Annotated in this window: 20 protein-coding genes; 13 read left to right on the top strand and 7 right to left on the bottom strand. The window is 67.1% G+C overall.

Features of this window, described 5'->3' with window-relative positions; all coding sequences use genetic code 11:
* The first annotated feature begins 3 nt into the window (after positions 1-3).
* The gene (gene ccsB, locus HV793_RS08080; RefSeq protein ID WP_054457234.1) at positions 4-1371 is read left to right on the top strand and encodes a c-type cytochrome biogenesis protein CcsB; all 1368 of its coding nucleotides are present in this window, start codon (positions 4-6) and stop codon (positions 1369-1371) included.
* 15 nt (positions 1372-1386) lie between these two features.
* On the opposite strand, the gene HV793_RS08085 is transcribed toward ccsB, so the two are convergent.
* From HV793_RS08085 to HV793_RS08105, 5 genes are read right to left on the bottom strand one after another with little or no spacing between them, the layout of a single operon-like run.
* A complete protein-coding gene (locus HV793_RS08085; RefSeq protein WP_054457232.1) occupies positions 1387-1770 on the bottom strand; it encodes a DUF4150 domain-containing protein in 384 nt (127 codons plus the stop codon).
* Between the two features lie 44 nt (positions 1771-1814).
* Complete coding sequence (locus HV793_RS08090; RefSeq protein WP_175212961.1) at positions 1815-2873, bottom strand: pentapeptide repeat-containing protein; 1059 nt, start codon at positions 2871-2873, stop codon at positions 1815-1817.
* Positions 2870-5497 (bottom strand): DUF2169 family type VI secretion system accessory protein, encoded by a 2628-nt coding sequence (locus tag HV793_RS08095; protein WP_054457227.1) that lies wholly within the window; start codon positions 5495-5497, stop codon positions 2870-2872. Before HV793_RS08095 ends, HV793_RS08090 begins: the two co-directional genes overlap by 4 nt.
* A 2-nt stretch (positions 5498-5499) precedes the next feature.
* Positions 5500-5904, bottom strand: a complete 405-nt coding sequence (locus HV793_RS08100; protein WP_175160050.1) for a hypothetical protein — start codon at positions 5902-5904, stop codon at positions 5500-5502.
* A 7-nt stretch (positions 5905-5911) separates the two neighbouring features.
* Complete coding sequence (locus HV793_RS08105) at positions 5912-8299, bottom strand: type VI secretion system Vgr family protein (protein WP_054457222.1); 2388 nt, start codon at positions 8297-8299, stop codon at positions 5912-5914.
* A gap of 527 nt (positions 8300-8826) precedes the next feature.
* On the opposite strand from HV793_RS08105, the gene tssA reads away from it, so the two are divergent.
* The 10 genes from tssA to tssH all read left to right on the top strand — a co-directional run bounded on the left by tssA (position 8827) and on the right by tssH (position 20124).
* Positions 8827-9876, top strand: a complete 1050-nt coding sequence (gene tssA, locus HV793_RS08110; RefSeq protein ID WP_175213167.1) for a type VI secretion system protein TssA — start codon at positions 8827-8829, stop codon at positions 9874-9876.
* A gap of 39 nt (positions 9877-9915) precedes the next feature.
* Positions 9916-10467, top strand: a complete 552-nt coding sequence (gene tssB, locus HV793_RS08115; RefSeq protein ID WP_054457219.1) for a type VI secretion system contractile sheath small subunit — start codon at positions 9916-9918, stop codon at positions 10465-10467.
* A gap of 31 nt (positions 10468-10498) precedes the next feature.
* Positions 10499-12001, top strand: coding sequence for a type VI secretion system contractile sheath large subunit (gene tssC, locus HV793_RS08120; protein ID WP_059379448.1), 1503 nt, complete (start codon positions 10499-10501; stop codon positions 11999-12001).
* Positions 12002-12072: 71 nt separating this feature from the next.
* Entirely contained in the window at positions 12073-12540 is a 468-nt protein-coding gene (locus HV793_RS08125) for an Hcp family type VI secretion system effector (protein ID WP_088607795.1), read from the top strand.
* Between the two features lie 13 nt (positions 12541-12553).
* Positions 12554-13369 (top strand): type VI secretion system accessory protein TagJ, encoded by an 816-nt coding sequence (locus tag HV793_RS08130; protein WP_175212962.1) that lies wholly within the window; start codon positions 12554-12556, stop codon positions 13367-13369.
* The gene (gene tssE, locus HV793_RS08135; protein WP_054457215.1) at positions 13369-13920 is read left to right on the top strand and encodes a type VI secretion system baseplate subunit TssE; all 552 of its coding nucleotides are present in this window, start codon (positions 13369-13371) and stop codon (positions 13918-13920) included. Before HV793_RS08130 ends, tssE begins: the two co-directional genes overlap by 1 nt.
* Positions 13920-15824, top strand: a complete 1905-nt coding sequence (tssF, locus tag HV793_RS08140) for a type VI secretion system baseplate subunit TssF (RefSeq protein ID WP_175212963.1) — start codon at positions 13920-13922, stop codon at positions 15822-15824. Before tssE ends, tssF begins: the two co-directional genes overlap by 1 nt.
* Positions 15825-15852: 28 nt before the next feature.
* The gene (locus HV793_RS08145; protein ID WP_054457211.1) at positions 15853-16392 is read left to right on the top strand and encodes a DUF3540 domain-containing protein; all 540 of its coding nucleotides are present in this window, start codon (positions 15853-15855) and stop codon (positions 16390-16392) included.
* A 4-nt stretch (positions 16393-16396) separates the two neighbouring features.
* Positions 16397-17500, top strand: a complete 1104-nt coding sequence (gene tssG, locus HV793_RS08150) for a type VI secretion system baseplate subunit TssG (RefSeq protein WP_175212964.1) — start codon at positions 16397-16399, stop codon at positions 17498-17500.
* A gap of 14 nt (positions 17501-17514) precedes the next feature.
* The gene (tssH, locus tag HV793_RS08155; RefSeq protein ID WP_125472569.1) at positions 17515-20124 is read left to right on the top strand and encodes a type VI secretion system ATPase TssH; all 2610 of its coding nucleotides are present in this window, start codon (positions 17515-17517) and stop codon (positions 20122-20124) included.
* Between the two features lie 4 nt (positions 20125-20128).
* On the opposite strand, the gene HV793_RS08160 is transcribed toward tssH, so the two are convergent.
* Complete coding sequence (locus tag HV793_RS08160) at positions 20129-20890, bottom strand: FHA domain-containing protein (RefSeq protein WP_175212965.1); 762 nt, start codon at positions 20888-20890, stop codon at positions 20129-20131.
* A gap of 27 nt (positions 20891-20917) precedes the next feature.
* Positions 20918-21289, bottom strand: a complete 372-nt coding sequence (locus tag HV793_RS08165) for a TssQ family T6SS-associated lipoprotein (protein WP_054457206.1) — start codon at positions 21287-21289, stop codon at positions 20918-20920.
* 118 nt (positions 21290-21407) lie between these two features.
* Here HV793_RS08165 and tssJ point away from each other — a divergent pair, with 118 nt between their 5' ends.
* Together tssJ and tssK are read left to right on the top strand one after the other, a co-directional pair.
* Positions 21408-21968, top strand: a complete 561-nt coding sequence (tssJ, locus tag HV793_RS08170; protein ID WP_054457203.1) for a type VI secretion system lipoprotein TssJ — start codon at positions 21408-21410, stop codon at positions 21966-21968.
* An 18-nt stretch (positions 21969-21986) separates the two neighbouring features.
* Positions 21987-23321, top strand: coding sequence for a type VI secretion system baseplate subunit TssK (gene tssK, locus HV793_RS08175; RefSeq protein WP_175212966.1), 1335 nt, complete (start codon positions 21987-21989; stop codon positions 23319-23321).
* Positions 23322-23339 lie beyond the last annotated feature (18 nt).

The raw sequence follows: 23339 nt of genomic DNA on the forward strand, positions 1-23339 counted from the left end.
CCTATGTCCACTACGACCACTACGCATCCCGCGCCGGCGCAAACGTTGGCTGCCTCGCCTGATCAACTTTGGCAGGACGCCCTGTCCGAAACCGGCGACGGCCGCGCGCAGCGCGGCAGGCCCGATTGGACCGACGTCGTCTTCTTCCTGTTGCTGGCGGTGGGTGCGGGATTCGCGCTGACCCGCTACAGCAACGCGATGGACTATTACGAGAAGATCATCCTGTGCGGCACCGTCCCGGTGCTGGCCTGGATGGGCTGGCTGTGGCGCCCGCTGCGCCACCTGATGGTCGCCTGTGCCATTGCGGCGGGGTTGGCGCTGATGCTGTACGGCAACGACCTGGCCCGGGCCGAGCAGGTGTTCTTCCTGAAGTACCTGTTCTCGTCGCAGTCGGCCATCCTGTGGATGTGCGCGCTGTTCGCGCTGGCCATGGTCTGCTACTGGATCGGCTTCTTCAGCCCTACCGCCGCCTGGCTGGGCACGGCGCTGAGCTGGGGCGCGGTGTTCGCCGGCGTCACGGGCCTCCTGGTGCGCTGGCGCGAAGGACACTTGATGGGCCCGGACCTGGGCCACATCCCGGTCAGCAACCTGTATGAAGTGTTCGTGCTGTTTGCGCTGATCACGGCGCTGTTCTACCTCTACTACGAACGCAAGTACGCCACGCGCGCGCTGGGCGGCTTCGTGATGCTGGTGGTGACGTCGGCCGTGGTGTTCCTGCTGTGGTACTCCTTCACGCGCGACGCCGGGCAGATCCAGCCGCTGGTGCCGGCGCTCAAGAGCTGGTGGATGAAGCTGCACGTTCCGGCCAATTTCATTGGCTACGGCACCTTCTCGCTGGCCGCCATGGTGGGCTTTGCCTACCTGGTGAAACAACATGGCCAGACCACGTCCTGGGCCAAGCTGGCGCCGCTGTTCGTGCTGGGCGTGCTGCTGTGCGCCGAGCCCATGGTGTTCCGTACCGATGGCCTGTCGGCCACCTGGATGCTGTACTTCGGCGTGGGCGCGGTGATCGTGGGCGCCATCCTGCTGGGACGCCGCCGCATCGCCGCGGCGCTGCCCTCGCTGGAAGTGCTGGACGACATCATGTATCGCGCCATCGCGATCGGCTTCGCATTCTTCACCGTCGCCACCATCCTGGGCGCGCTGTGGGCGGCCGACGCCTGGGGCGCGTATTGGCAATGGGACCCCAAGGAAACCTGGGCGCTGATCGTCTGGCTCAACTACGCGGCCTGGCTGCACATGCGCCTGATCAAGGGCCTGCGCGGCACCATGGCGGCCTACTGGGCGCTGATGGGCCTGCTGATCACCGGCTTCGCCTTCCTGGGCGTGAACATGTTCCTGTCGGGCCTGCACTCCTACGGCGAACTGTAGGCGCTGACGGCCTGTTCAGGCCGTCAGCACGACCATCACCGGCTGGGGCGAGTACACCTTGACGCCAGGCGCATTGATGGTGTTCTGCAGCGTCAGGCTCGTCATGCGGACGATGGGCGCGCCGCGCACCAGCATGGTGAACGCGCCCGTCATGTAGCGCGACTGGCCCATGAAGGTCTGCGAGATCAGGCCGCCGCCCACGCCGGCGGTATCGCCCAGCGTGACCGGTATCACCGTCGCCATGTTGTGCACCGGCGCTGCCATCAACCATACATTCCAGACCACGGGGATACCCATGGACGAGGTCGCCGTGTCGATGTGGGGCACCGGCGGCACCGGGGTCTTGCAGACGTCGGGAACGCCCACGGCCAGGCTGGGCAATTGGCAGACTGCGAGCATGTTGATCTCCTTAGGCGGCGAGGGGGCGGCGATGCCGCGTGGGGTCAAAGGGAGGCGCGTCCGGCCGACCAGAGTTCGGCTTCAAGCAGGGGCGCGTCGTTTTCGATGATGCCGCGGCGTTGCGTCCAACGCGTGCCCTGGGTCAACGCGCGATGCATGCGCGTGCGCAGGAAGGTGGCGTCGCGCAGGTCGGCCCCGCCCAGGTCGGCCAGCGAGAAGTCGGCGTCGGTCAGGTTGGCGCCGCGGAAATCGGTGTCGGCGCAACGCGCGCGCTGGAAGATGCACAGCGACAGGCTGGCGCCGCGCAAGGAGGCGCCGTCCAGCGTTGTCTCGGCCCAGATGGCGCCGTCGAAACGGCCGCCCTGCAGGTCGGCGCCGCTCAGGTCGGCCTGAGGGAACAAGCACTGCGGGGCCGACGCGCCAGCGAAGCGCGCGCCGCGCAGCGACGCGCCCTTGAAGCCGGCCTGGCGCAGGTCGGCATTGCGGAAGTCCGCGCCGTCCAGCTGGCTGTCGGTGAAATGGCAGAGCGGGTAGGCTTGGGACGAGAAGTCCTGCGCCGTCAGATCGCATTCGATGAACATGGTGCTTTCCGCGCCGGCGCCCGCCAGCACGATGCTGCGCAGGTCCAGCTGGTGGAACAGGGTGTAGCTCATCCGGGCCTGCGACAGGTCGGCACGCGTCAGCACGCCGCGCGAGAACACCGAGCGTTCCACGCGGGCGGATCGCAAGGAGGCGCCTTCGAGCGAGGTGGAGTTGAACGCCGCTTCCTTCAGCTCGGCCCCTTCCAGGCTGGCCTGACCCAGATCGCATTCGGTGAAGCTGACGCCATGGGCGTGGCTGCGGTCCAGCACCGCCCCGCGGGCCTGACAGCGGAACAGCCGGGCCATATCCAGATTGGCGTCCGCGGCGTCCACGCCAGTCAGCACGCAGTTGAGGAATTGGCTGTCCTGCAACTGGCAACCGCTCATCCTGGCGCCGCTCAAATCCACTTGGTCGAAGAACGCGCCCGCCAGGTCCAGGCCGCGCAGGTCCCGGCCCGCCAGGCTGCGGTGCGCTATCGGCTCGCCGTGGCGCACCTGGTCCAGCAACTGATCCAGGTTCATGCGGCGTTCTCCGGCTGCCGGGCCGGCCAGAGCTTGGCGCCTTGGGTATGGGCGTCGTCCAGCCCGGTGCTGCCGTCCATCTGCGCCTGCGCGACATCCGCGCGAAAGAGGTTGGCGCCGGTCAGGTCGGCGCGCAGCAGGATGGCCTTGCCGAGCAGGCTGTTGATCAGGTTGGCGTTGCGCAGGCGCGCGCCGGTGAAGTCGGCGCGCACGAAGTGGGTGTCGGGGGCGGCCATGCCGCTGAGGTCTGCTTCCCGCAGGCTGCAGTTCGAAAAGTCACTGGCGGCGACTTGCGCGCCACGCAAGTCGGCGCGATCGAGCATCGCGCCACGCATGCTGCCCACCTTGAACCGCATGCCGCGCAGGCAGGCGCCGGCAAGCGCTACGCGTCCCGCGTAGGCGCAGCCATCGAGCGTGGCGTTCTCCATGCTATGGCGGCCCGAGAACTCCACGTCCATGAAGCTGACGCGCAGCAAGTCCGCGCCGGAGAAGTCGGCGTTCGCCATCGTGCCCTGCATGAACACGCATTGATTCAAGCGCGCTTGGTGAAAGCGGCAATCCTCGAAGGCGGCCATCATCGCGGCCCATTGCTCGAAAGACGCGCCGCTCAGGTCGCAGCCGCGCAAGCGCGCCTGATGCAGGCGTCCCAGCAACCAGACGCTGCCGGCAAAGCTGCAATCTTCGCAGTTGGCATGGTCCCAGATGGTTTCCTTGATGCGGCTTTCGGTGAAGTCCGTCTGCACGCACTGCGTGCGGCCCAGGTTCGCGCGCGACATATCGGCGCCGCGCATACTGGTGCGCGCCAGGTCGGCGCCTGCCAGCACCGCGTCGGTGAGGTTGCAGCCGTCCAGCCGCGCGTCGGCGAGATTGGCGCCGGCCAGGATGGCGCGCTGGAAGTCGACGCCGGAAAGATCCATGCCGCTCAGGTCCGCGCCAGTCAGGTTCATGTCGCGGCAATCGCGATTGCCTTTCAGGCGCGCTTCCAGCTTCGAACGCGTGCGCCGTGCGCGCAACGGCGGCATGGGCGGGGGCGGCGCGAACTGATGCGCCGATTGCTGATAGGCCTGATGCACCTGCGGACCCAGGGTCTGGCTGAGCGGGGGCGGCACGCCTGGTGCATCCGGCGCGCCGCGCTCGGCCTGCGTGTGCGGGTTGGCATCGAAGTCGGCGATGTGCCGCTTCACCTTGCGTGGGTCGAAGCCGGCGGGAAGCTTGCCGTCATCCTCCAGCTTGCGCAGTGCGTCCATGTCTACCCCGGAGACTGCGGCCATGGAGGGCAGGTTGGGATCGGCCAGCGCGCGCGCGCCGGGACCGCCCGACAGGCGTTTGGCCTCTTCCAGCTCCCGCTGCATGCGCAGGATGGTCTGCGGCAGATCGGCCAGGTTAGGCGCCTTTGGCGGCGGCTGCAGGGGAACCATGTACAGATCGGGATCCAGGCCCTGGGCGAGCAGCGATTCGCGCTCGCGGGCATGCCGCCGTGCGGCGCCGGCATGCAGGTTGCGGTTCGACGGACGCTGGGCCGTGGCTTCCATGGCCGCCTGCGGCAGCTCGCCGCAGATGTCTTCCGGTACGAGCTGGGCATCCAGCAGGGCATGGACCGCGCCGAGCTCGGTATCGAGGCGCTGTCCCACCACAGTCTGGTAATGCGCCACGTCGCGCTCCTGGCCGGCGTGTTCCAGCGCGGGCATGATGTGCAGGATATCTGCCGCATCGTCTTCGCGTACCGGTAGCGCGCCATGCCAGATCAGCGCCAGCTGCGTGCGGTCGGGGAAGAACCAGGCCGTGGTCAGGCGCAACGCGACTTCCTCGAGCGCGCTGCCATCGGCCTGGCGGCTGAAGAAACAGCGGGCGCGCCAGTCGGGCAGGCGGCCGCGCAGCACCTCGCGTTCAGGGTGCATGTTCCACAGTTCATAGTCGGCGCCGCCGGCAAGCGCCGAATTGGCGGGCCCCCATTGGTCGGGCGGGGCGGCATTGAAGAAGCGCCAGTCCATGTCGGACGCGAAGCCCGGGAAGTCATGTTCCAGCCACTGCTGGCCATACTGGCGGCCCAGCAGCGCGGCCCGCTGCGGCCAGTCCATGGGCATGGCGGTGAAACCGGCGGGCGCGACGCGCTGGGAGGGCGATGCGACGCGTTCCTGCGGGTGTTCGATGTTGGGCAGCCGGCGCACGCGCACGCCGTTGACGTCCTCTTCCTGCGCGCCTATGCCCTGCGGGTTTTCTGCGCAGCCGGGGCCGCCGTAGGCGCGGCTCCAGTCCAGACGCATGCGCTCGAAGGGCTGGGGGGCGGTGGCCTTGCCATCGAGCCAGTAGCGGTCGCCGAAGACCAGCAATGATTTGTCGATCGCGCCCACCTTCAGGCGCACGGCGCAGGCGCCGGGACTCTTGGGATCATGCGGATAGGCGTGGCCGGCGACCAGCACTTCCGGACACAGCTTGGGCGTGGCCAGGTCCAGCAGGCCGCCAGCTTCGGCGCCTGCCAGCTTCCAAAGTTCCTGGTCCATGAGCAGCGTGGGCGCGTGCGCGATATCGACCAGCGCGAACACCGCCACGCCCAGCACGTCGCGGCGTTGCCAGCGGTAGGGGCGGGTAAGCAGGCCCAGGCGGAACGGCTTGATGGTCTTCATGGCTATCCGGTGGCCTGGTCCACGACGACCTCCCGGGTCGCGGGATCGACGCGCACCTGTATGGTCTTGCCGACGCCGAAATCGGCCAGGTGCAAGGGCGACAGGGGCACGCTGAGCGTGCGCGACAGCGCGGGCGTGGCGCTGGTGGCGGCGACGTCCAGGTCCAGCTCGATGACGAAGTACAAGGTATCGCCGATGCGGCGGCGCGTGTCGCGTGCCGCCGTCACCCGCGCGGTGCCGGGCAGTCCGCTGACGCGCAAACCGTCCTGCCGCTGCACTTCCTTGCGTCCCGCCGCGCGACGCTGGCGCTCGCGCCACAACATGTACGCCGCCTGCGCCAGGGACAGCAACAGGCCCAGCCATACCCACTTGGCCCAGCTGGGCCATGCATCGATGAAGTCGGACATGGCGGCCTTAGATGATGCTCCAGAGACCGACCATCGACGCGCCCAGGCCCACCTTTTCCGCAGTGACCGCGTCGAACTGGTAGCTGGCGCCGGTGGTGCGGTACGAGACCATCTGTCCGATGCTGCTGACCATGGCGTAGTTGGTGAACGAGAGGTTCAGCATGACCGTGGTGCGGAACAGCGCCAGGCGATGCATGCCGAATTCCGCCTTGGCCACTGCCAGGCCGATGGAAAATGGCGTGGCCTGAAGCCAGCTTTCCTTGGAAAGATCCTTGACGTTGGCAGCGTCCATCACGACATCGGCAGGGGTTTTCAGCGTGATGTTGCCGTCGGCCTTGACCAATACGGTGGATCCCGTCGACTCCATGTCTATCTTGCCCTTGGCCTTGAGATCCATGGTGGACGTTTCGGACTCCACGTGCATCGCGGTCTTGGCCTTGACGTCCATGTTCGCGTCGGTGGAAAGCACTTCGACCTTGCCCTTGGCCTTCTCGGTGAGCATGCCGGTCTTGACGTGATGCAGCGAGTCGCCTTCGTTCACGTAGACCTGCTCGCCGTTCTTCAAGGTTTCCTTGAAGAGACCCGTGATCTCGCGTTCCTCGCCCTTGGCTGCGACCGTCGTCTTCAGGCCGTTGTCGAACTTCTCGTCCATCAGGCCGTCTTTCACGTTGACCGTGCGCGATGCCTTGACGGTGTATTCCTCGTGCCCCTTCACGAACACGTCGCGCGTCTTGTCGACATGCAGCTTGTCGGTGCCGGTGACCTTGATGTCGCGGTTGCCGCCGATCCTGGTGGTGTCGTTGTCGCCGATGGTGGTGCTGCGGTTCTCGTCGGTCGAATGGAATTCGTTGGCTTCCACCTCGGTGCAGAGTTCGCGTTCCGCATGCAGCCAGATGCGTTCGCTGCCGCTCTTGTCCTCGAACATGAGCGCGTTCGCCGTTGCGGGCGTGCCGCTCTTGGAGCGGCTCAGGAAGCCGCTTTGCGTGGCATTGTCCGGCAGGTCCCAGGGCGGCAGGTTGTTGGCGTTGAAGACGCGGCCGATCACGATGGGGCGGTCGGGCTGCCCGCCGATGAAGTCGACGATCACTTCATCGCGCACGCGCGGCAGCTGGATGCCGCCAAAGCCGCCGCCGGCCCAAGGGCTGGACACGCGCACCCAGCACGAGCTGTTCTCGTCCTTCTTGCCATAGCGGTCCCAATGGAACTGCACCTTGATGCGGCCCATCTTGTCCGTCCAGATTTCCTCTCCTTCCTTGCCCACTACCGTGGCGGTCTGCGGGCCATGGGTGCGCGGAACGGGCGTCACGCGCGGCGCGCGGAATTGTGTGCTGGACGGCAGCACGACGAACTCCAGGTCGAAGTCGCCGGGATCGGGCTGGCCGCTGGCATAGCCTGTTTCACGGATCCGGTAGTAGGTGCTGACGACGAGGTACTCGCGGTTCTCGGCCTGGCGCGGATGATTGCGCAGCGTGAAGAGATGGCCCGTGGCCAGCCCGCGGGCGTTGGAGCCGCCGGCGCTTTGCTCCTTTCTGCATTGCAGGTCTTCGAGCCGCACGCGGGTGTAGTGCTCCGCGTCGTCAGGATTGGTGTAGCCCCCTTGCCATTCGTACATCTCCAGGTCGCCATGGTCGTGCGCGCCGGGGTTGTTGCGGCGCGCTTCCAGGCTGGCGGCGGGCGTGAGCGGATGGTAGTCCGTGGTGGCAAAGGCGCCGGGCGTGATCTGTTCGGCCACTTCCCATTTGTAGACGTGGTCTTCGCGCGGGATGGTGATGCGGTCCGGCCCGTAATAGGGAATCTGCTCGTAGCCCGAGACGGGCTCGTGCTGCGTGATGTCGTCGGTGAGGACCAGGGTGTGCTTGCCCTTGTCGTGCTTGAACCAGAAGTAGATGCCCTCGTGCTCCATAAGGCGGCTGATGAAGGCGTAGTCGGTTTCCTGGTACTGGACGCAGTATTCCCAATTGCGGTAGCTGTCCACCAGCTTGAACTCGATGGGATAGTCGTAGTCCTTCAGCACTTCCCGGATGACGTCGGGCACGCTCTTGTTCTGGAATATCTTGTTGTCCGAGGTCTGGGTCAGGTACCAGAGCCACGGCCGCACCGTGGCGCGGTAGATGGTGTAGCGCGAGGTGTTGTTCTCGCGGCCCACCAGCGCGCAACGCGTGATGTGTCCGCTGAGATAGCGCGGTGCGGCGGACCCGGTTTCGATCTCCAGCGTCAGCGGCTTGCCCAGCAGCGACTTCATATCCAGCGAATAGGATTCCGAGACCAGCTCGACCTCCAGTTCGTACAGCTGCGAAAGGCTCTCGGCGCCATGCATGGCGCGGAACTTCAGTTGCTCCGGCGGCAGGGGCGTATGCGCCTTGACGACACGTTCGCTGGGCACGTTGCGGTCCATCTCACCGTCTCCTTATGAGAATGCTTCGCCTGTTGCTGCGTTTGCTGCTTTCGATTTCTTCGCGGGCGCGCGCCAGGCGCGTCACGATGACTGCAATGGGATGTCCGGCCACGCGATGGGGCCGCTTGCATAGGCGGGCAGGGGCTCGTCACGAACGGGTCTGCGCCGGGGAAATCTGTCTCTGGATCTGATGCGCGCCGGTCTTGCCGCCAGCGTGAGCGCCGATTGTAGGCAGGGGCGAAAGCGCCGGAGAAGCGCTCTCACATGCTTTTGTGTTTTTTACGCTTCGGTAACAGTCCTTCCGTGATGGGCCCGATTCCGTAAGGTCTGTGTCCAAAAATCAATGCAGCAGGGAGACAAGTGTTCAATTGTTTACTCGGGTGTTAGCTATCTGTAAGAAAAATCTGTAGTTGTTAGGTTGCCGTTGCATGCGGAAAGAGATGCCTAGAATTCACCCTTCCGTGAAGCAGCGCGGAGCGTAGTGGTTGTATCCAGGCAGCATCCCAGCAGGCATTTAACTGATGACTATGGAATTCGCCGGCATCCTCAATACACTCGATTCACGTCTGCCCTGCGGGGAAGACCTCGAATACGACGCCGACTTCCTGCAACTGCAGCAAGCCGCGGCGGGGCGCGACGAACAGCAGTTCGGGTCGACCATCATTGCCGCGCAGCCGCCTGACTGGCGCGAAGTCGAACGCCTGGCGCGCGCGCTGCTGGAACGCACCCGCGACCTGCGCATCATTAGCCTGTTGACCTCAGCCTGGACCGAAATCCGCGGCCTGCCCGGCTATGGCGATGGCCTGGCGCTGGCCGTCGATACCCTGGAACGCTATTGGGAGCCGGTGCATCCACGCCTGGACAGCGTGGGGGAAGACGATCCCATGCCGCGCATGAACGCATTGGCGGCCTTTGGCGACATGCAGGGCTGTGCGCGCAGCCTGCGTTCGGCCAGCCTGATCAGCGGCGTGCATGGACAACTCACCGTGCGCGATACCGAAGCGCTGCTGGACGGCAGCCGCCAGGATGCGGACGGCTATCCAGGCGGGCGTCCGCGCCTGGTCGAGCGCTTGCGCCAGGCATGGACGCAAGGCGATGCCGACGTGCAGGCGCTGGCCTCAGCCGCCGATGCGCTGCGGCGCATTCAGAAACTCGTGACGGACAAATTGGGCGCCGCGTGGGCGCCCGACTATGCGGCCATCCTGCGCACGCTGGACCTGGTGCTGGACGCGGCGCGCGATCCGCAATCCGCGAGGCCGACCGCGGCGCCGGCCGACGAGGCGCGGACCGCGGCAGAGGCGCCAGCCACGCAGCCGGTCGCGAGCGCGGCGGATCACGCCGCACGCTGGCAGGACGCGACGATCCAGTCGCGCGACGAGGCCGTGGCGATGCTGTCCAAGGTCTGTGCGTACTTCGAGGCCAACGAGCCCGGTCATCCCGCGCCTTACCTCATCCGCAGGGCGCAGCAGCTCATCCCAATGAGTTTTCACGACATCATCAGGAATCTGGCGCCCCAGGGGCTGGAGCAGTTCGAGGCATGGCTGCCGCGGTCCGAGGCGAACCGGCAGGAACCGTAAGGCGGGCCAGCCGCCGCACCAACAAGAGGAGACGACATCATGGCGACCAGCCTGAAGGGAAGCGGCCAGAAGTTCATTGCAAGAAACCGCGCGCCGCGGGTGCAGATCGAATACGACGTGGAGATCTACGGCGCTGAACGCAAGATCCAGTTGCCGTTCGTGATGGGCGTGCTGGCGGACCTGGCCGGCAAGTCCGAAACGCCGCAGCCGGAAGTGGGCGAGCGCAAGTTCCTCGACATCGACATCGACAACTTCGATGAACGCATGCGTTCCATCCAGCCGCGCGTGGCGTTCCAGGTGCCCAACACGCTGACGGGCGAAGGCAACCTGAATGTGGACGTCACATTCGAGAGCATCGACGATTTTTCGCCGGCCACCGTCGCTCGCAAGGTTGGCGCGCTGAACGAATTGCTGAGCGCGCGCACCCAGCTGGCGAACCTGTTGACCTATATGGACGGCAAGACCGGCGCCGAGGAACTGATCGGCAGCGTGCTCAAGAATCCAGCGCTGATGAACGCGCTGGCGGCCGCGCCGAAGCCGCAAGAGGAGCCGCGCGCATCCGATGCCCCCGCGCCGGACCCGGCCGCCTGATTTCCGCTTGAATCGCTTTTCGGAGAATGCCATGACCGCAGTGGCCAAACGCGCCGACGCGCGTGCTGTCGAGACCCTGCAGGCGGACGATCTTTCCGCCCTGCTGAAGAAGGAATTCAAGCCCAAGACCGAGCAGGCGCAGGAGGCGGTGGAACACGCCGTTCGCACGCTGGCGCATCAGGCGCTTGAGAACAGCGGCGTAGGCCTGTCGTCGGACGCCTACCGCACCATCCAGGCCATCATCGCCGAGATCGACCGCAAGATGTCGGAGCAGATCAACCGCGTGATGCATCACCCCGACTTCCAGCAGCTGGAGGGCGCGTGGCGCGGCCTGCATTACCTGGTCACCAACACCGAGACCGACGAACTTCTGAAGATCCGCGTGATGTGCCTGTCCAAGTCGGAACTGGGCCGCACGCTCAAGCGGCACAAGGGCGTGGGCTGGGACCAGAGCCCGATCTTCAAGCGCGTGTACGAGGAAGAGTACGGCCAGTTCGGCGGGGAGCCCATCGGCTGCCTGGTCGGCGACTACTACTTTGACCACAGTCCGCCCGACGTGGAACTGCTGGGCGAGATCGCCAAGATCTCATCCGCCGCGCACTGCCCCTTCATTGCGGGGGCTTCGCCCAACGTGATGCAGATGGATTCGTGGCAGGAACTGGCCAACCCGCGTGACCTGACCAAGATCTTCACCAACACGGAATACGCCGCATGGCGCAGCCTGCGCGAATCCGAGGACTCGCGCTACATCGGGCTGGCGATGCCGCGCTTCCTGGCGCGGCTGCCCTACGGCGCGCGCACCAATCCCGTCGACGAATTCGACTTCGAGGAAGACACAGACGGCGCGAACCACGACCGCTACACTTGGACCAATTCCGCCTATGCCATGGCGGCCAACGTGAACCGCTCGTTCAAGCTGTACGGCTGGTGCACGTCCATCCGCGGCGTGGAGTCCGGCGGCGCGGTGGAGAACCTGCCGTGCCACAGCTTTCCCACCGATGACGGCGGCGTGGATCTGAAGTGCCCGACCGAGATCGCCATCAGCGACAGGCGGGAGGCCGAACTGGCCAAGAACGGCTTCATGCCGCTGGTGCATCGGAAGAACTCCGACTTCGCCGCCTTCATCGGCGCGCAGTCGCTGCAAAAGCCGCACGACTACTACGAGGCCGACGCCTCGGCCAATGCCAAGCTGGCCGCGCGCCTGCCGTATCTCTTCGCATGCTGCCGCTTCGCGCATTACCTGAAGTGCATCGTGCGCGACAAGATCGGCTCGTTCCGCGAACGCGACGACATGGAGCGCTGGCTGAACGACTGGATCATGAATTACGTCGATGGCGATCCGGTGAACTCCTCGCAGGAAACCAAGGCGCGCAAGCCCCTGGCCGCGGCCGAGGTGCAGGTGCAGGAAATCGAGGACAACCCGGGCTATTACTCCGCCAAGTTTTTCCTGCGGCCGCACTATCAGCTGGAAGGGCTGACGGTGTCGCTGCGGCTGGTTTCCAAGCTGCCTTCGCTCAAACAGAACGAAGGCTGAGTGGCGCTGACAAGTCGGGGCGCAACCGTGCCCCATAACTCCAGGAGACAGATGTGGCAGTGGATATGTTCATGAAGATCGATGGCGCCAACGGTGAATCCAAGGACGCCAACCACAAGGACTGGACCGATATCGTGTCCTTTTCATGGGGCGCAACCCAGCCAGGCAACCTGGCCAGCGGCGGCGGCCTGGGCGCGGGCAAGGCCAGCTTCAACGATCTGCACGTAGTGGCCCGCATCGACAAGGCCGCGCCAGCCGTGATGAAGCACTGCGCCAGCGGCAAGCACCTCAGCAAGATCGAGCTGTCCATGTGCAAGGCGGGCGGCGAGCAGATCGAGTACTCCAAGATCACGCTGGAGGACGTGCTGGTGTCGTCGGTGCAGATATCCGGGGACCGCAGTGCCGAAGGCGTGGTGGTGAACTTCGCGTTCCAGGCGGCCAAGGTCAAGCAGCAGTACTGGGAGCAGACCGACAAGGGCGGCAAGGGCGCGGAAAGCCTGGTGGCTTGGGACATCAAGCAGAACAAGGAAGTGGGCTAGGGCGGAGACACCCATGTCCATCGCTGCGGTTCCCTTCGGCGCGCTCAGCCTGGCTGGCCAATTGGACGAGCTGCAGGCGCAGGTGCGCCGGCAGCCCGCCGACGCGGACCTGCGCGCCCAGCTGTTCCAGCTGCTGGCGGTGCAGGGGGATTGGGCGCGCGCGGCCGAGCAGCTCAACGTCTGCGGCCATCTGAACGCGCAGGCGCGGCCGACGCAGGTGCTTTACGCCAGCGCCATCGCGGCGGAACGCGAGCGCGAGGCCGTGCTTGCCGGGCAAGGCGAACCCGCGCTGCTGGACGAGCCCGCTGATTGGTTGCGGGCCATGATATCGGCGCTGCGTCTGGACGGCACTGCGCCAGGCCAGGCGGCCGAGCTGCGCGGCAAGGCTTTCGAGGATGCGAGCGCGCGTGCCGGCCTGTTGGAACTGGCGGCGCAAGAGACGGCGCAGCTTTTCCAATGGATCTGCGATGGCGACAGCCGCCTTGGTCCGGTGTTCGAGTTCCTGGCGGGCGGGCGCTACGTGTGGCTGCCCTTCGCCGGGCTCAAGCGCGTGCGTCTGCTTGCGCCGGAAGGCCTGTGCGACCTGGTCTGGGCGCAGGCCGAGATCGAACTGGAAGACGGCCGGGTGCGGCAGGGCCTGGTGCCGGCGCGCTATCCGGCAGCGCCCGGCGCGCGCATGGTCGAACTGTCCGACTCGGCCAAGCTGGGCAGGACGACCGATTGGCGCGCCTTGCATGGCGATACCTACGCAGGCGTGGGGCAGAAGATGTGGCTGACGGATGCCGCGGAAGTCGCGCTGCTCGAGGTACGCAGCCTGGAGCTGGCGTGATGGGCCACGCCGATCGTCCGCGCGATTGGGAGCCGTTGTCGCGCGGCCAGCGCGCGGCGCGCGACCGGTTGCAGCCGTCGCTGCTGGATCGCCTGATGGACAACGAGCCCGCCAAGCGCGAAGAACCGCGCGAAAACGCCATGTTGACGCATGAGGCGCTGCGCGCGGCGGTGCTGCGGGACCTGCGCTGGCTGCTCAATACCGTCAACCTGCAGGCGTCCCAGGACCTGTCGGCGCACCGGCCGGTAGCGGCCTCGGCGCTGAACTTCGGCGTGCGCGCCATGGCGGGAAAGCGCATGTCGGAGATCGACTGGATCGACGTCGAAGAGTCGATCCGCGCAGCGATCTCCGCGTTCGAGCCGCGCATCCTGGACTCGTCGGTGGAAGTGCGCTGCGTGTCCGATGCCGGCACGCTGGAACACCACAATGTGCTGAGCCTGGAGATACGCGGCATGCTGTGGTGCGTGCCGCAGCCGCTCGAGTTCCTGTTCCGCACGGACATCGACCTGGAAAGCGGCCACATGGATCTGCGCGATCTGGGCGGTGCCTGATGGACGATCGCCTGCTGGATTACTACAACCGGGAACTGGTCTATCTGCGGGAGCTGGGCGCGGAGTTTGCGCAGGCCCATCCCAAGGTGGCGGCGCGGCTGGGCATGAATGCCACGGAGGTCGCCGATCCTTACGTCGAGCGTCTGCTGGAGGGCTTCAGCTTTCTGACCGCCCGCATCCATATGAAGATGGATGCCGAGTTTCCGCGCTTCTCGCAGCGGCTGCTGGAGGTGGTCTATCCCAACTACCTGGCGCCCACGCCGGCGATGGCCATCGTGCAGTTCACGCCCAGCATGAACGAAGGCACCTTGGCGGGCGGCTTTGAATTGCCGCGCGGCACGCTGCTGCGCGGCCGCGTGGCGCGCGGCGAGCAGACGCCTTGCGACTTCACCACCGGCCACGCCCTGCGCCTGTGGCCCTTGCAGGTCACGCAGGCGGAATTCACCGCCGCGCCGCAGGATCTGCCGCTGGCGCGGCTGGGCCTGGCCGGGCGCGCCGCTCGCGTGCTGAGCGCGCTGCGCATCCGGATAGAGGTTTGCGGCGGGCAGCGTCTGGAGGACCTGGATCTCGATCAGCTGGTGTTCCACCTGAACGGCCAGGACCTGCAAATGCAGCGTTTGCTTGAAGTCGTGATGGGGCATACCGTGGCGGTGCTGGGCCATGACACCGCGAGACCGGTGGCATGGATCAACAGACTGCCGCCGGACGCGGTACGCCACGAAGGTTTTGCCGACGAACAGGCGTTGCTGCCGGGCGACGCCCGCGTGTTCCAGGGCTATCGCCTTCTGCAAGAGTATTTCGCATTCGCGCAGCGCTATCTGTTCTTCAGCATCAACGGATTGAAGCGGGGGCTGCGCACGCCCGCGATGCCCCAGGGCGCGCAGCGCGAAACCCGCGCATTCGATCTGACTCTGCTGTTCTCGATGGCGGCGCCGGAGCTGGAAGGCGCGATATCGGCCGCCAACCTGGCGCTGCATTGCGTGCCGGTGATCAACCTGTTCGCCAAGCGGGCGGACCGCGTGGCGGTTACGCCCAGGACTTCCGAGTACCACGTCGTCATCGACCGCAGCCGCCCGCTGGACTACGAGGTCTACGGGGTGACGCGCGTCGCGGGCCATGCCGCCGCGCAGCGGCAGGAGCAGGAATTCCGGCCGTTCTACGGTTCGCTGGGCAGCGATCCCGAAGAGCACGGCGCGTACTTTTCCATGCGCCGCGAGCCGCGGCTGGTGTCCGATAGCGCGCAACGCAACGGCACCCGTAGCGGCTACATCGGCAGCGAAGTGTTCCTGTCGCTGGTGGACCGGCGCGAGGCGCCGTTCTCGGGCGACCTGCGCCACCTGACCCTGGAAACCCTGTGCACGAACCGCGATCTGGCGCTGCTGTTGCCGCTGGGAGGCGATACCGACATGACCTTGCGCGTGTCGGCGCCGGTGCGCGCGGTCAAGGTGCTGCACGGACCCACGCGGCCCCGCGCGGCGCTGGCCGAGAACGCGGCCACCTGGCACCTGATCAGCCACCTGGGCCTGAACTACCTCAGCCTGACCGACCTGGACGCCGAGCAGGGCGCGCAGACCTTGCGCGAAATGCTGCACGTGTACGGCAACCTGGCCGAGCCGGGCGTGCGCCGGCACATCGCGGGCCTGCGGCACGTCAGCGCCACGCCGGTGCATCACCGTCTGCCCGTGCCCGGCCCCATCGTCCACGGGCGCGGCGTGCGCATCGCGCTGCAGGTGGACGAGACCGCGTTTTCGGGCATCAGCCCTTATCTGTTTGGCGCCGTGCTGGAGCAGTTCTTCGCCCGCCACGTATCGATCAACCTGATGTCGGAGCTGGTCCTCTCGACCCTGCAGCGCGGCGAGGTCGCCCGCTACAAGCCCCGCATGGGACGCCGGCCCGTGGTCTAGGGGCTGTGCACATTAAAAGGAGCGCGTGATGAAGTCCGCCGCACATCTGAACCGCATGGCTTACGACCCCGTCCATCTGCTGGGCGAGCTGCTGCGCCGCGAAGACGACGGCAGCTATGCCGTGGCCTGCGATGGCCGCGTCTGGACCGTGCAGCGCGCCGCCAGCTGCCTGCTGGAGCCGCAGCCGGGCGACGAAGTGCTGATCAGCGGGCCGGACCCCGCCCGCATCTACCTGATCGCCGTCACCGTGCAGGCCGATCCCGCACGCACCACGCTGCAGGCGGAGGGCGAATTGCTGCTGCGCTCGGGCAGCATCCGCATGGTGGCCAGGCAGCTGCATGCCACGGTGGGCGAAGTCCGTCTGGTGGGCCGCAGCTACGAGGCGGTGATGGACCGCATGACGCTGATGGCGCGGCTGTCGCAGCGCAGCGTCAGCGAGATGGACCAGGTGCGCGCCGGCGCCATCGATTTCCAGGCCGAGCAGAGCGCGCGACTGCACGCGGCCTACACCGTGGTGACGGGCGGCGACCTGGTGAAGGTGGACGCCAAGCAGATACACATGGGGTAGGACGGTGGATATCGCCCAGCCCGTTGCCGATCCCGTCCATCCGTCCGCCGCGCCTGATGGCGCGCTGGCGCATTGGTGGCGCGCGGTCGAACGCGAACCGTACGCCCATGACCTGTTCCATGCCTTGCGCTGGATCGATGCGCTATCGGGCGCGCGCAAGCCCTTGGGACGCGACACGGTCGCGCGCCACGAACCCGTGCGGCTGCGGCAGGAGCCGTCGATGGCGTTCGCGCCGTCCACCGTGGCCGCCGCGCGCGCCGCCACGGGCGGGCGGCCCGCGGAACTGTCGATTTACAGCTTCGGCCTGTTCGGCCCCAATGGACCCTTGCCCCTGCACCTGACGGAGCATGCCCGCGAGCGTCTGGCGCATCACGGGGACCGCACGCTGTCCGCATTTGCCGACGTGTTCCATCACCGGCTCATCCTGCTGTTCTACCGCGCCTGGGCGGACGCGCAGAGCACGGTCAGCCTGGACCGCAAGGATGAGCGCTTCACTCGCTACGTAGCCAGCCTGCTGCATATGGGCGAGCCGTCGATGCGCCGCCGCGACGCGGTGCTGGACCACGCCAAGTACCACATGGCGGGCCATCTGACGCGACAGACCCGCAACCCGGAAGGGCTCAAGCACATCTTGCAATCGTTCTTCGGCCTGCCCGTGCGCATCCGCGAGTTCGTGCCGCAATGGATCCGCCTGGAACCAGCCCAGCGGCTGGGCCTGGGCGGCTTTGCGGGGCTGGGGCGCGACACGGTGCTGGGCGTGGCGGTGCGCGATGCCCAGCACAAATTCCGCATCGAGATCGGCCCGCTGGCGCTGGAGGACTACCAGAGCTTTCTGCCGGGAGGCATACGCGCCCGCCAGCTGACGCATTGGGTCAGGCATTACATCGGCATGGAGCTGGCCTGGGACCTGAGACCGGTGCTGCGCGCGGAGGACGCGCGTGGCGTGAACCTGGGCGCCGCGCGTCCGCTGGGCCTGTCCTCATGGCTGGGCAAGCGCCGGCCCGAGCAAGGCGAGGCGGGCGATCTTCTGCTGGACTACGAAAGCCGCGGCGCCTGGCCGCCACGTGGCCGTGCGCCGGCCTCAACCTCAACGACGACGCGCGCGTGACGCGCCACCCTGCCATGTCCGATATCGGCCGCATCGACCTCTTCGGCAAGCTCAATCCACTGCTCTACCAGACGCTGGAGGGCGCCACCGCGTTCTGCAAGCTGCGAGGCAACCCCTATGTGGAGCTGGTGCATTGGGTGCACCAGATCCTGCACGCGCAAGACAGCGACCTGCATCGCATCGCGCGCCGCTTCGAGCTGGACCTGGCCGCCTTGCAGGCCGACCTGACGGCGGAGCTGGACCGCCTGCCGTCCGGCGCGGGCTCGGTCTCCGACCTGTCCGAACACATCGACCATGCGGTCGAAAGGGCCTGGGTGCTGGGCTCGCTGCGCTATGGCGCGGCGCGCATCCGCAGCGGCCATCTGCTGGCGGGACTGGCGCGGACCTATGCGCTGCGTCACGTGCTGCTGGGCATGTCGGCCCAGTTCTCGCGCATCGCGCCGGACACGCTGTTGGAACAGCTGCAGGAGATCGTGCAGGGCTCGCCGGAAGACGCGGCCGAGACTGCGCCCGTTGCCGCTGCCGGGGCGCCGGACGCGGGCGGTTCCGCGCTGGCGCGGTTCGCCGTCGACCTGACGGCGCGCGCGCGCGCGGGCGAGATCGACCCGGTTTCGGGACGCGATGAGGAAATCCGCCAGCTCATCGACGTGTTGATGCGGAGGCGGCAGAACAATCCGCTGTTGGCCGGCGAGGCCGGCGTCGGCAAGACGGCCGTGGTGGAAGGGCTGGCGCTGCGCCTGGCCGCAGGCGAGGTGCCGCCGCAGCTGCGCGATGTGGCGCTGTACCTGCTGGATATTGGCCTGCTGCAGGCGGGCGCGGGCGTGAAGGGCGAATTCGAGCAGCGGCTGCGCGGTGTCATCGATGAGGTGCAGGCCAGCGAGAAGCCGGTGGTGCTGTTCATCGACGAGATCCACACGCTGGTGGGCGCGGGCGGCGCGGCAGGGACCGGAGACGCGGCCAATCTGTTGAAGCCGGCGCTGGCGCGCGGCGAGCTGCGCACCATCGGCGCCACCACCTGGTCGGAATACAAGAAGTACATCGAGAAAGACCCCGCATTGAGCCGCCGCTTTCAGGTCATACAGGTGCACGAGCCCGACGAGGCGCGCGCATTCGGCATGTTGCGCGGACTGGCTGAAACGCTGCAGGCGCATCATGGCGTGCTGCTGCTGGACGAGGCGATCGAAGCGGCGGTGACGCTGTCGCACCGCTACATTCCAGCGCGCCAGCTGCCCGACAAGGCCGTTGCGTTACTGGACACGGCCTGCGCGCGCGTCGCCGTCAGCCAGCATGCGGCGCCGCCCAGCCTGGAGGATGCGCGCAGGCGGGTACAGGCGCTGGAGCTGGCTCAACGCATCGCCGAACGCGAGCTGCGTCTGGGCGAGGGCGATGCGCAGCGGGTCGGACGCCTGGCGGCCGAGCAGGCCGTCGCCGCGAAAGAGGAGCAGGCGCTGGCGGAGCGCTGGGAGTCGGAACGCGCGCTGGCCGGAGAGGTGCTGAATTTGCGCCAGACGCTCGAGCTCGCCTCCTCCGATGCGCAGGAAGACCAGCGCCGCGCACTGGCGCAGGCGCGCATAGCGCTGGCGGCCAGTCAGGATGAATCCGCGATGGTGCATTGCGCGGTCGATGCCGCCGCCGTGGCCGCAGTGGTGGCCGACTGGACCGGCATCCCCGTGGGCCGCATGCTGCGGGACGAGGCGCGCGCGGTGCTGGACCTGGCGGACACGCTTTCGGCGCGTGTGATCGGCCAGCGAGATGCCCTGGAAGCGGTGGCGCGCCGCGTCCAGACTTCGCGGGCCGGCCTGACCGACCCGGACAAGCCGGTAGGCGTGTTCCTGCTCTGCGGCCCCAGCGGCGTCGGCAAGACGGAGACCGCGCTGGCGCTGGCCGAGGCGCTTTACGGCGGCGAGCAGAACCTGATCACCATCAACATGAGCGAGTTCCAGGAGTCGCACACGGTGTCCACGCTCAAGGGTGCGCCGCCGGGGTATGTGGGGTATGGCGAGGGCGGCGTGCTGACCGAGGCCGTGCGCCGGCGGCCCTACAGCGTGGTGTTGCTGGACGAGGTGGAGAAGGCGCATGCCGATGTGCACGAGATCTTCTTCCAGGTCTTTGACAAAGGTTGGATGGAGGACGGCGAGGGGCGCTATATCGATTTCCGCAATGCGGTGATCATCCTGACCTCCAACGTGGGCGCGGAACGGATCGCGGCGCTATGCCGCGATCCCGAGCTGCTGCCCGACGCCGCCGCGTTGGCCGCGGCATTGCGCGAACCGCTGCTGCAAGCCTTTCCAGCCGCGCTGTTGGGGCGGCTGGTGGCGGTGCCCTACCTGCCGCTGCCGGACGCCATGCTGGCGCGCATTGTGGACCTGCAGTTCGAGCGCGTGGGCCGCCGCCTGCTCGAGCAGCACGGCATCGTGCTGGAGGTGACGCCCGAGGCCACTGCGCTGGTGGTGGCGCGCTGCGCGGAAGTGGAGTCGGGGGCGCGCATGGTGGATGCCGTCCTGACCAATACCGTGCTGCCCCGGATCAGCCGGGAACTGCTGGGCGCCTCCATGCAGGACCGCAGGCTGAGCAAAGTAAGCCTGTCGGTCGCCGACGGGGAGTTCCGCTATGACTACGCCTGAGGCCTCAGCGGTTCTTGTCGCCGGGTTCTGGCTTGACGGGCGCGGGCCGCAGGTAGCCGCCGATCTCGCGCAGATGATCGGACGCGCTGCGGCCGTCTGCCGCGTCGCGCGGGCGGCCCAGCGCGTCGTCGACGGGATGGGCCCGGTGCTCGGCCAATGCGTCGTGCGCGGGCAGGGCGGACGGGGTGCCGTCCGAGAAGATGCTGGGTGTGTCGTCACCCGGCGCATCGAACAGCGCCAGGGGATCGGTGGGCGGGCGCGACACCGCGCCGTCGCCGGGCGGCAGGTGGCGCAGGGGATCTTCCGGGTTGCGCGCCTGCGCGGAGTCCAGATCGAAGGGGTGTGTGGAGACGTCCGGCGCGCTGCCCACGGGCAGGGTGCCGGGGCCGATCAGGTCGCTGAAGATGTCGTCGTCGACCACGGCGGCCGCGCTGGCCGCCGGAGTCTCCGGCGCGGCCGCTGCGGCGCGCAGCCGGTAGTCGCCGATCTGCAGCTCGTCGCCTGGATGCAGCGGCACTTCCTGGTCGCGCGCGAGCGCCTGGCCATTGACGCTGACGGTGCTCATGTCGCTCAGGTTGAGCAGAAAGCCGGCGTCATCGTCGTTGACGCGGATCGCCGCCTGCACGCGGCAGATGCCGCGCGTCGGATCGGGCAGGGCCAATTGGTTGTCGAGACTGCGGCCTACCGTGCCGCCGGGCGCCGTGAACACGGCGTGGATGGGTTCGAAGGCCGGATCGCCGGCACGCTGGAACACGGTGAGTTTCACGCCTGTCTCCTGGGCGCCGTCGGCGCGTTAACGGATCTGGGACGCTTGCGCCGCCTGGAATGCCGGTCCCCACTGGGGGTGTCCGGCCTCATTCGGCGCGAGCTGGAACGAGGGCTGCAGCTGCAGGATGCGCGCGAAGCTGTCCTCGCACAGTTGGCGATAGTTGGTCACGCAGTAGCTGAAGGCCTGCAGCTTGAGCGCTTCGACCCGCATGGGCGTGGGCGCGGTGGCAAGCGCGTCGGAAGTCGCCACCGTGCGCACGACGGCTCCGAAGCGGCTGGCGGCATATTCGTCGCGCACCTGCTGCAGCGCTTCCACGGCTTGCGGCGATGGGGTGGAAGCACAGGCTGCAAGCAGCGCGAGCGTGGATATCAAGCAAATGCGTGCGGACTGTTTCATGGCGCGGGCGTGTCGTTCGGAGTGTGTAGGCCTGGTCATTCCGCCGATGATAGCGGCCCGCCGTGCAAGGTATGCGTCGCGGCGTAACAGACGTGTGTACTTTTATTTCCGAGGTCTTATGAACGGTCCATGCCTACGAGTGATTCCGACGGGACGGCGGCGCACCGCGGCGATTCTCGCGGCTGCGTTGACGGCGGCGATGCTCGCGGCATGCTCGTCGACGGCCAAGCGAGTGCCCGTGCCGTACGCGATCGAACTGCGCGCGGATCCGAAAGTGAACCAGAACGCCAGCGGCAGGCCCTCGCCGGTGCAGGTGACGATCTATGAACTGAAATCGGCCAGCATCTTCGAATCGCGCGACTTCTTCACCTTGCAGGGCGATGCGCATGCGGCGCTGGGCGCGGAGCTGCTCAATGTCGACCAGGTCATCCTGAAACCGGGTGAAACCAAGGTGGTGCAGTACCCAGGCAACGCCGAGGCGCGCGTGGTGGGCGTGGTGGCGGCCTATCGCGAACTGGAGCAAAGCAAGTGGCGGCTGCTGGTGTCGTTGCCCGAGGCGCAGAACACCAACATCTACAAGGTCTGGCAGTTTTCGCCGAACGAGGAGACGGTGAAGGTCGCGGTCAAGCGCGACGGGCTGGAAGAAGTGGATCGCAGCCGTTCGTGGTGGCCCTTTTAGAAGCGAAGAGAACCGCACATGGTGAGTAGAGACAAAGTGATCTGGTCGGAGGGCATGTTCCTGCGGCCGCAGCATTTCCAGCAGTTTGAACGCCATATGCTGCATACCGCGCAGCAGCGCGCAGCCACGCTCCAGGGATGCTTCTGGGGCTTTGGCCTGCTGTCGCTGGACCGCGACGCGCTGGCGATCGGCAAGGTGGCGCTGACCCGGGCGCAAGGCGTCATGCCCGACGGCACGCCTTTCGATTTCTCGCATCCGGACGCGGCGCCCGCGGCGTTCGAAGTACCGGCGCAGACGCGCGGCGCGCGCATCGTACTGGCCCTGCCGCGCGTGCGCGCCGGCGCCAGCGACGTCATCTACGAAGGCGAGGAAGACACGCTGGCGCGCTATCTGGTGCACGAGGCCGAAGTGGAAGACAGCGGCTCCGTGGCGCTGGAACCCGTCCTGATGCAGCTCGGACGCTTGCGGCTGCGGTTGATGCTGGAAGGCGAACTCACCGACGACTGGCTGGGCCTGGGCGTGGCGCGCGTGCTGGAGCGGCGTTCAGACAACCGGGTGGTGCTGGACGAAGGCTATGTGGCGCCGTGGCTGGCGGCGGGCGAGCATCCGGTTCTGCGGGGCTTCGTCGATGAACTGCAGGGGCTGCTCGACGCGCGCAGCGAGGCGCTGGCCTCGCGCCTGTCGCAGCCCGGCCGCGGCGGCGTTTCCGAGGTGTCGGACTTCATGCTGCTGGAAACCGTCAACCGCTATATAGGTTCGATCTGGCATGCGCGGCAGCTTCCGGCGCAGCATCCCGAACGCCTGTTCCACGACTGGCTGATGCTGGCCTGCGACCTGGCCACCTTCACGTCCGCCACGCGCCGGCCCGGTGTGCTGCCGGACTACGTGCACGATGATCTGCAGGGCAGCTTCACGCCTTTGATGAACGAGCTGCGCCGCTCCCTGTCGGCCGTACTGGAACAGCGCGCCTTGCAGATACCGCTGCAGGACCGCGGCCAGGGCGTGCGCGTGGCGCAGATCCAGGACGCGGAACTGTTGCAGTCGGCCGGCTTCGTGCTGGCGGTGCATGCGGACCTGGGCGTGGAGACCGTGCGGGCGCGCTTTCCGGCGCAGGTCAAGATCGGTCCGGTGGAACGCATCCGCGACCTGGTGCACCTGCAATTGCCGGGCGTCGCCGTGCGCGCGCTGCCGGTGGCGCCGCGACAGATTCCGTACAGCGCCGGACATGTCTATTTCGAACTGGATAAGAGCGGCGAATTCTGGAAGCAGCTGGAGCGCACCGGCGCGCTGGCGTTGCATCTGGCGGGCGATTTTCCCGGGCTGACGATGGAGTTCTGGGCGCTGCGCGACTGAGCGCGGCCAAACCAGGCG

The sequence above is a fragment of the Achromobacter aegrifaciens genome, from assembly GCF_902859965.1.
Lineage (GTDB): Bacteria > Pseudomonadota > Gammaproteobacteria > Burkholderiales > Burkholderiaceae_B > Achromobacter > Achromobacter aegrifaciens.

Coding starts and splice junctions, on each gene's coding strand:
- ccsB (WP_054457234.1), top strand. CDS start 4: ATGTCCACTACGACCACTACGCATCCCGCGCCGGCGCAAACGTTGGCT.
- HV793_RS08085 (WP_054457232.1), bottom strand. CDS start 1,770: ATGCTCGCAGTCTGCCAATTGCCCAGCCTGGCCGTGGGCGTTCCCGAC.
- HV793_RS08090 (WP_175212961.1), bottom strand. CDS start 2,873: ATGAACCTGGATCAGTTGCTGGACCAGGTGCGCCACGGCGAGCCGATA.
- HV793_RS08095 (WP_054457227.1), bottom strand. CDS start 5,497: ATGAAGACCATCAAGCCGTTCCGCCTGGGCCTGCTTACCCGCCCCTAC.
- HV793_RS08100 (WP_175160050.1), bottom strand. CDS start 5,904: ATGTCCGACTTCATCGATGCATGGCCCAGCTGGGCCAAGTGGGTATGG.
- HV793_RS08105 (WP_054457222.1), bottom strand. CDS start 8,299: ATGGACCGCAACGTGCCCAGCGAACGTGTCGTCAAGGCGCATACGCCC.
- tssA (WP_175213167.1), top strand. CDS start 8,827: ATGGAATTCGCCGGCATCCTCAATACACTCGATTCACGTCTGCCCTGC.
- tssB (WP_054457219.1), top strand. CDS start 9,916: ATGGCGACCAGCCTGAAGGGAAGCGGCCAGAAGTTCATTGCAAGAAAC.
- tssC (WP_059379448.1), top strand. CDS start 10,499: ATGACCGCAGTGGCCAAACGCGCCGACGCGCGTGCTGTCGAGACCCTG.
- HV793_RS08125 (WP_088607795.1), top strand. CDS start 12,073: ATGAAGATCGATGGCGCCAACGGTGAATCCAAGGACGCCAACCACAAG.
- HV793_RS08130 (WP_175212962.1), top strand. CDS start 12,554: ATGTCCATCGCTGCGGTTCCCTTCGGCGCGCTCAGCCTGGCTGGCCAA.
- tssE (WP_054457215.1), top strand. CDS start 13,369: ATGGGCCACGCCGATCGTCCGCGCGATTGGGAGCCGTTGTCGCGCGGC.
- tssF (WP_175212963.1), top strand. CDS start 13,920: ATGGACGATCGCCTGCTGGATTACTACAACCGGGAACTGGTCTATCTG.
- HV793_RS08145 (WP_054457211.1), top strand. CDS start 15,853: ATGAAGTCCGCCGCACATCTGAACCGCATGGCTTACGACCCCGTCCAT.
- tssH (WP_125472569.1), top strand. CDS start 17,515: ATGTCCGATATCGGCCGCATCGACCTCTTCGGCAAGCTCAATCCACTG.
- HV793_RS08165 (WP_054457206.1), bottom strand. CDS start 21,289: ATGAAACAGTCCGCACGCATTTGCTTGATATCCACGCTCGCGCTGCTT.
- tssJ (WP_054457203.1), top strand. CDS start 21,408: ATGAACGGTCCATGCCTACGAGTGATTCCGACGGGACGGCGGCGCACC.
- tssK (WP_175212966.1), top strand. CDS start 21,987: ATGGTGAGTAGAGACAAAGTGATCTGGTCGGAGGGCATGTTCCTGCGG.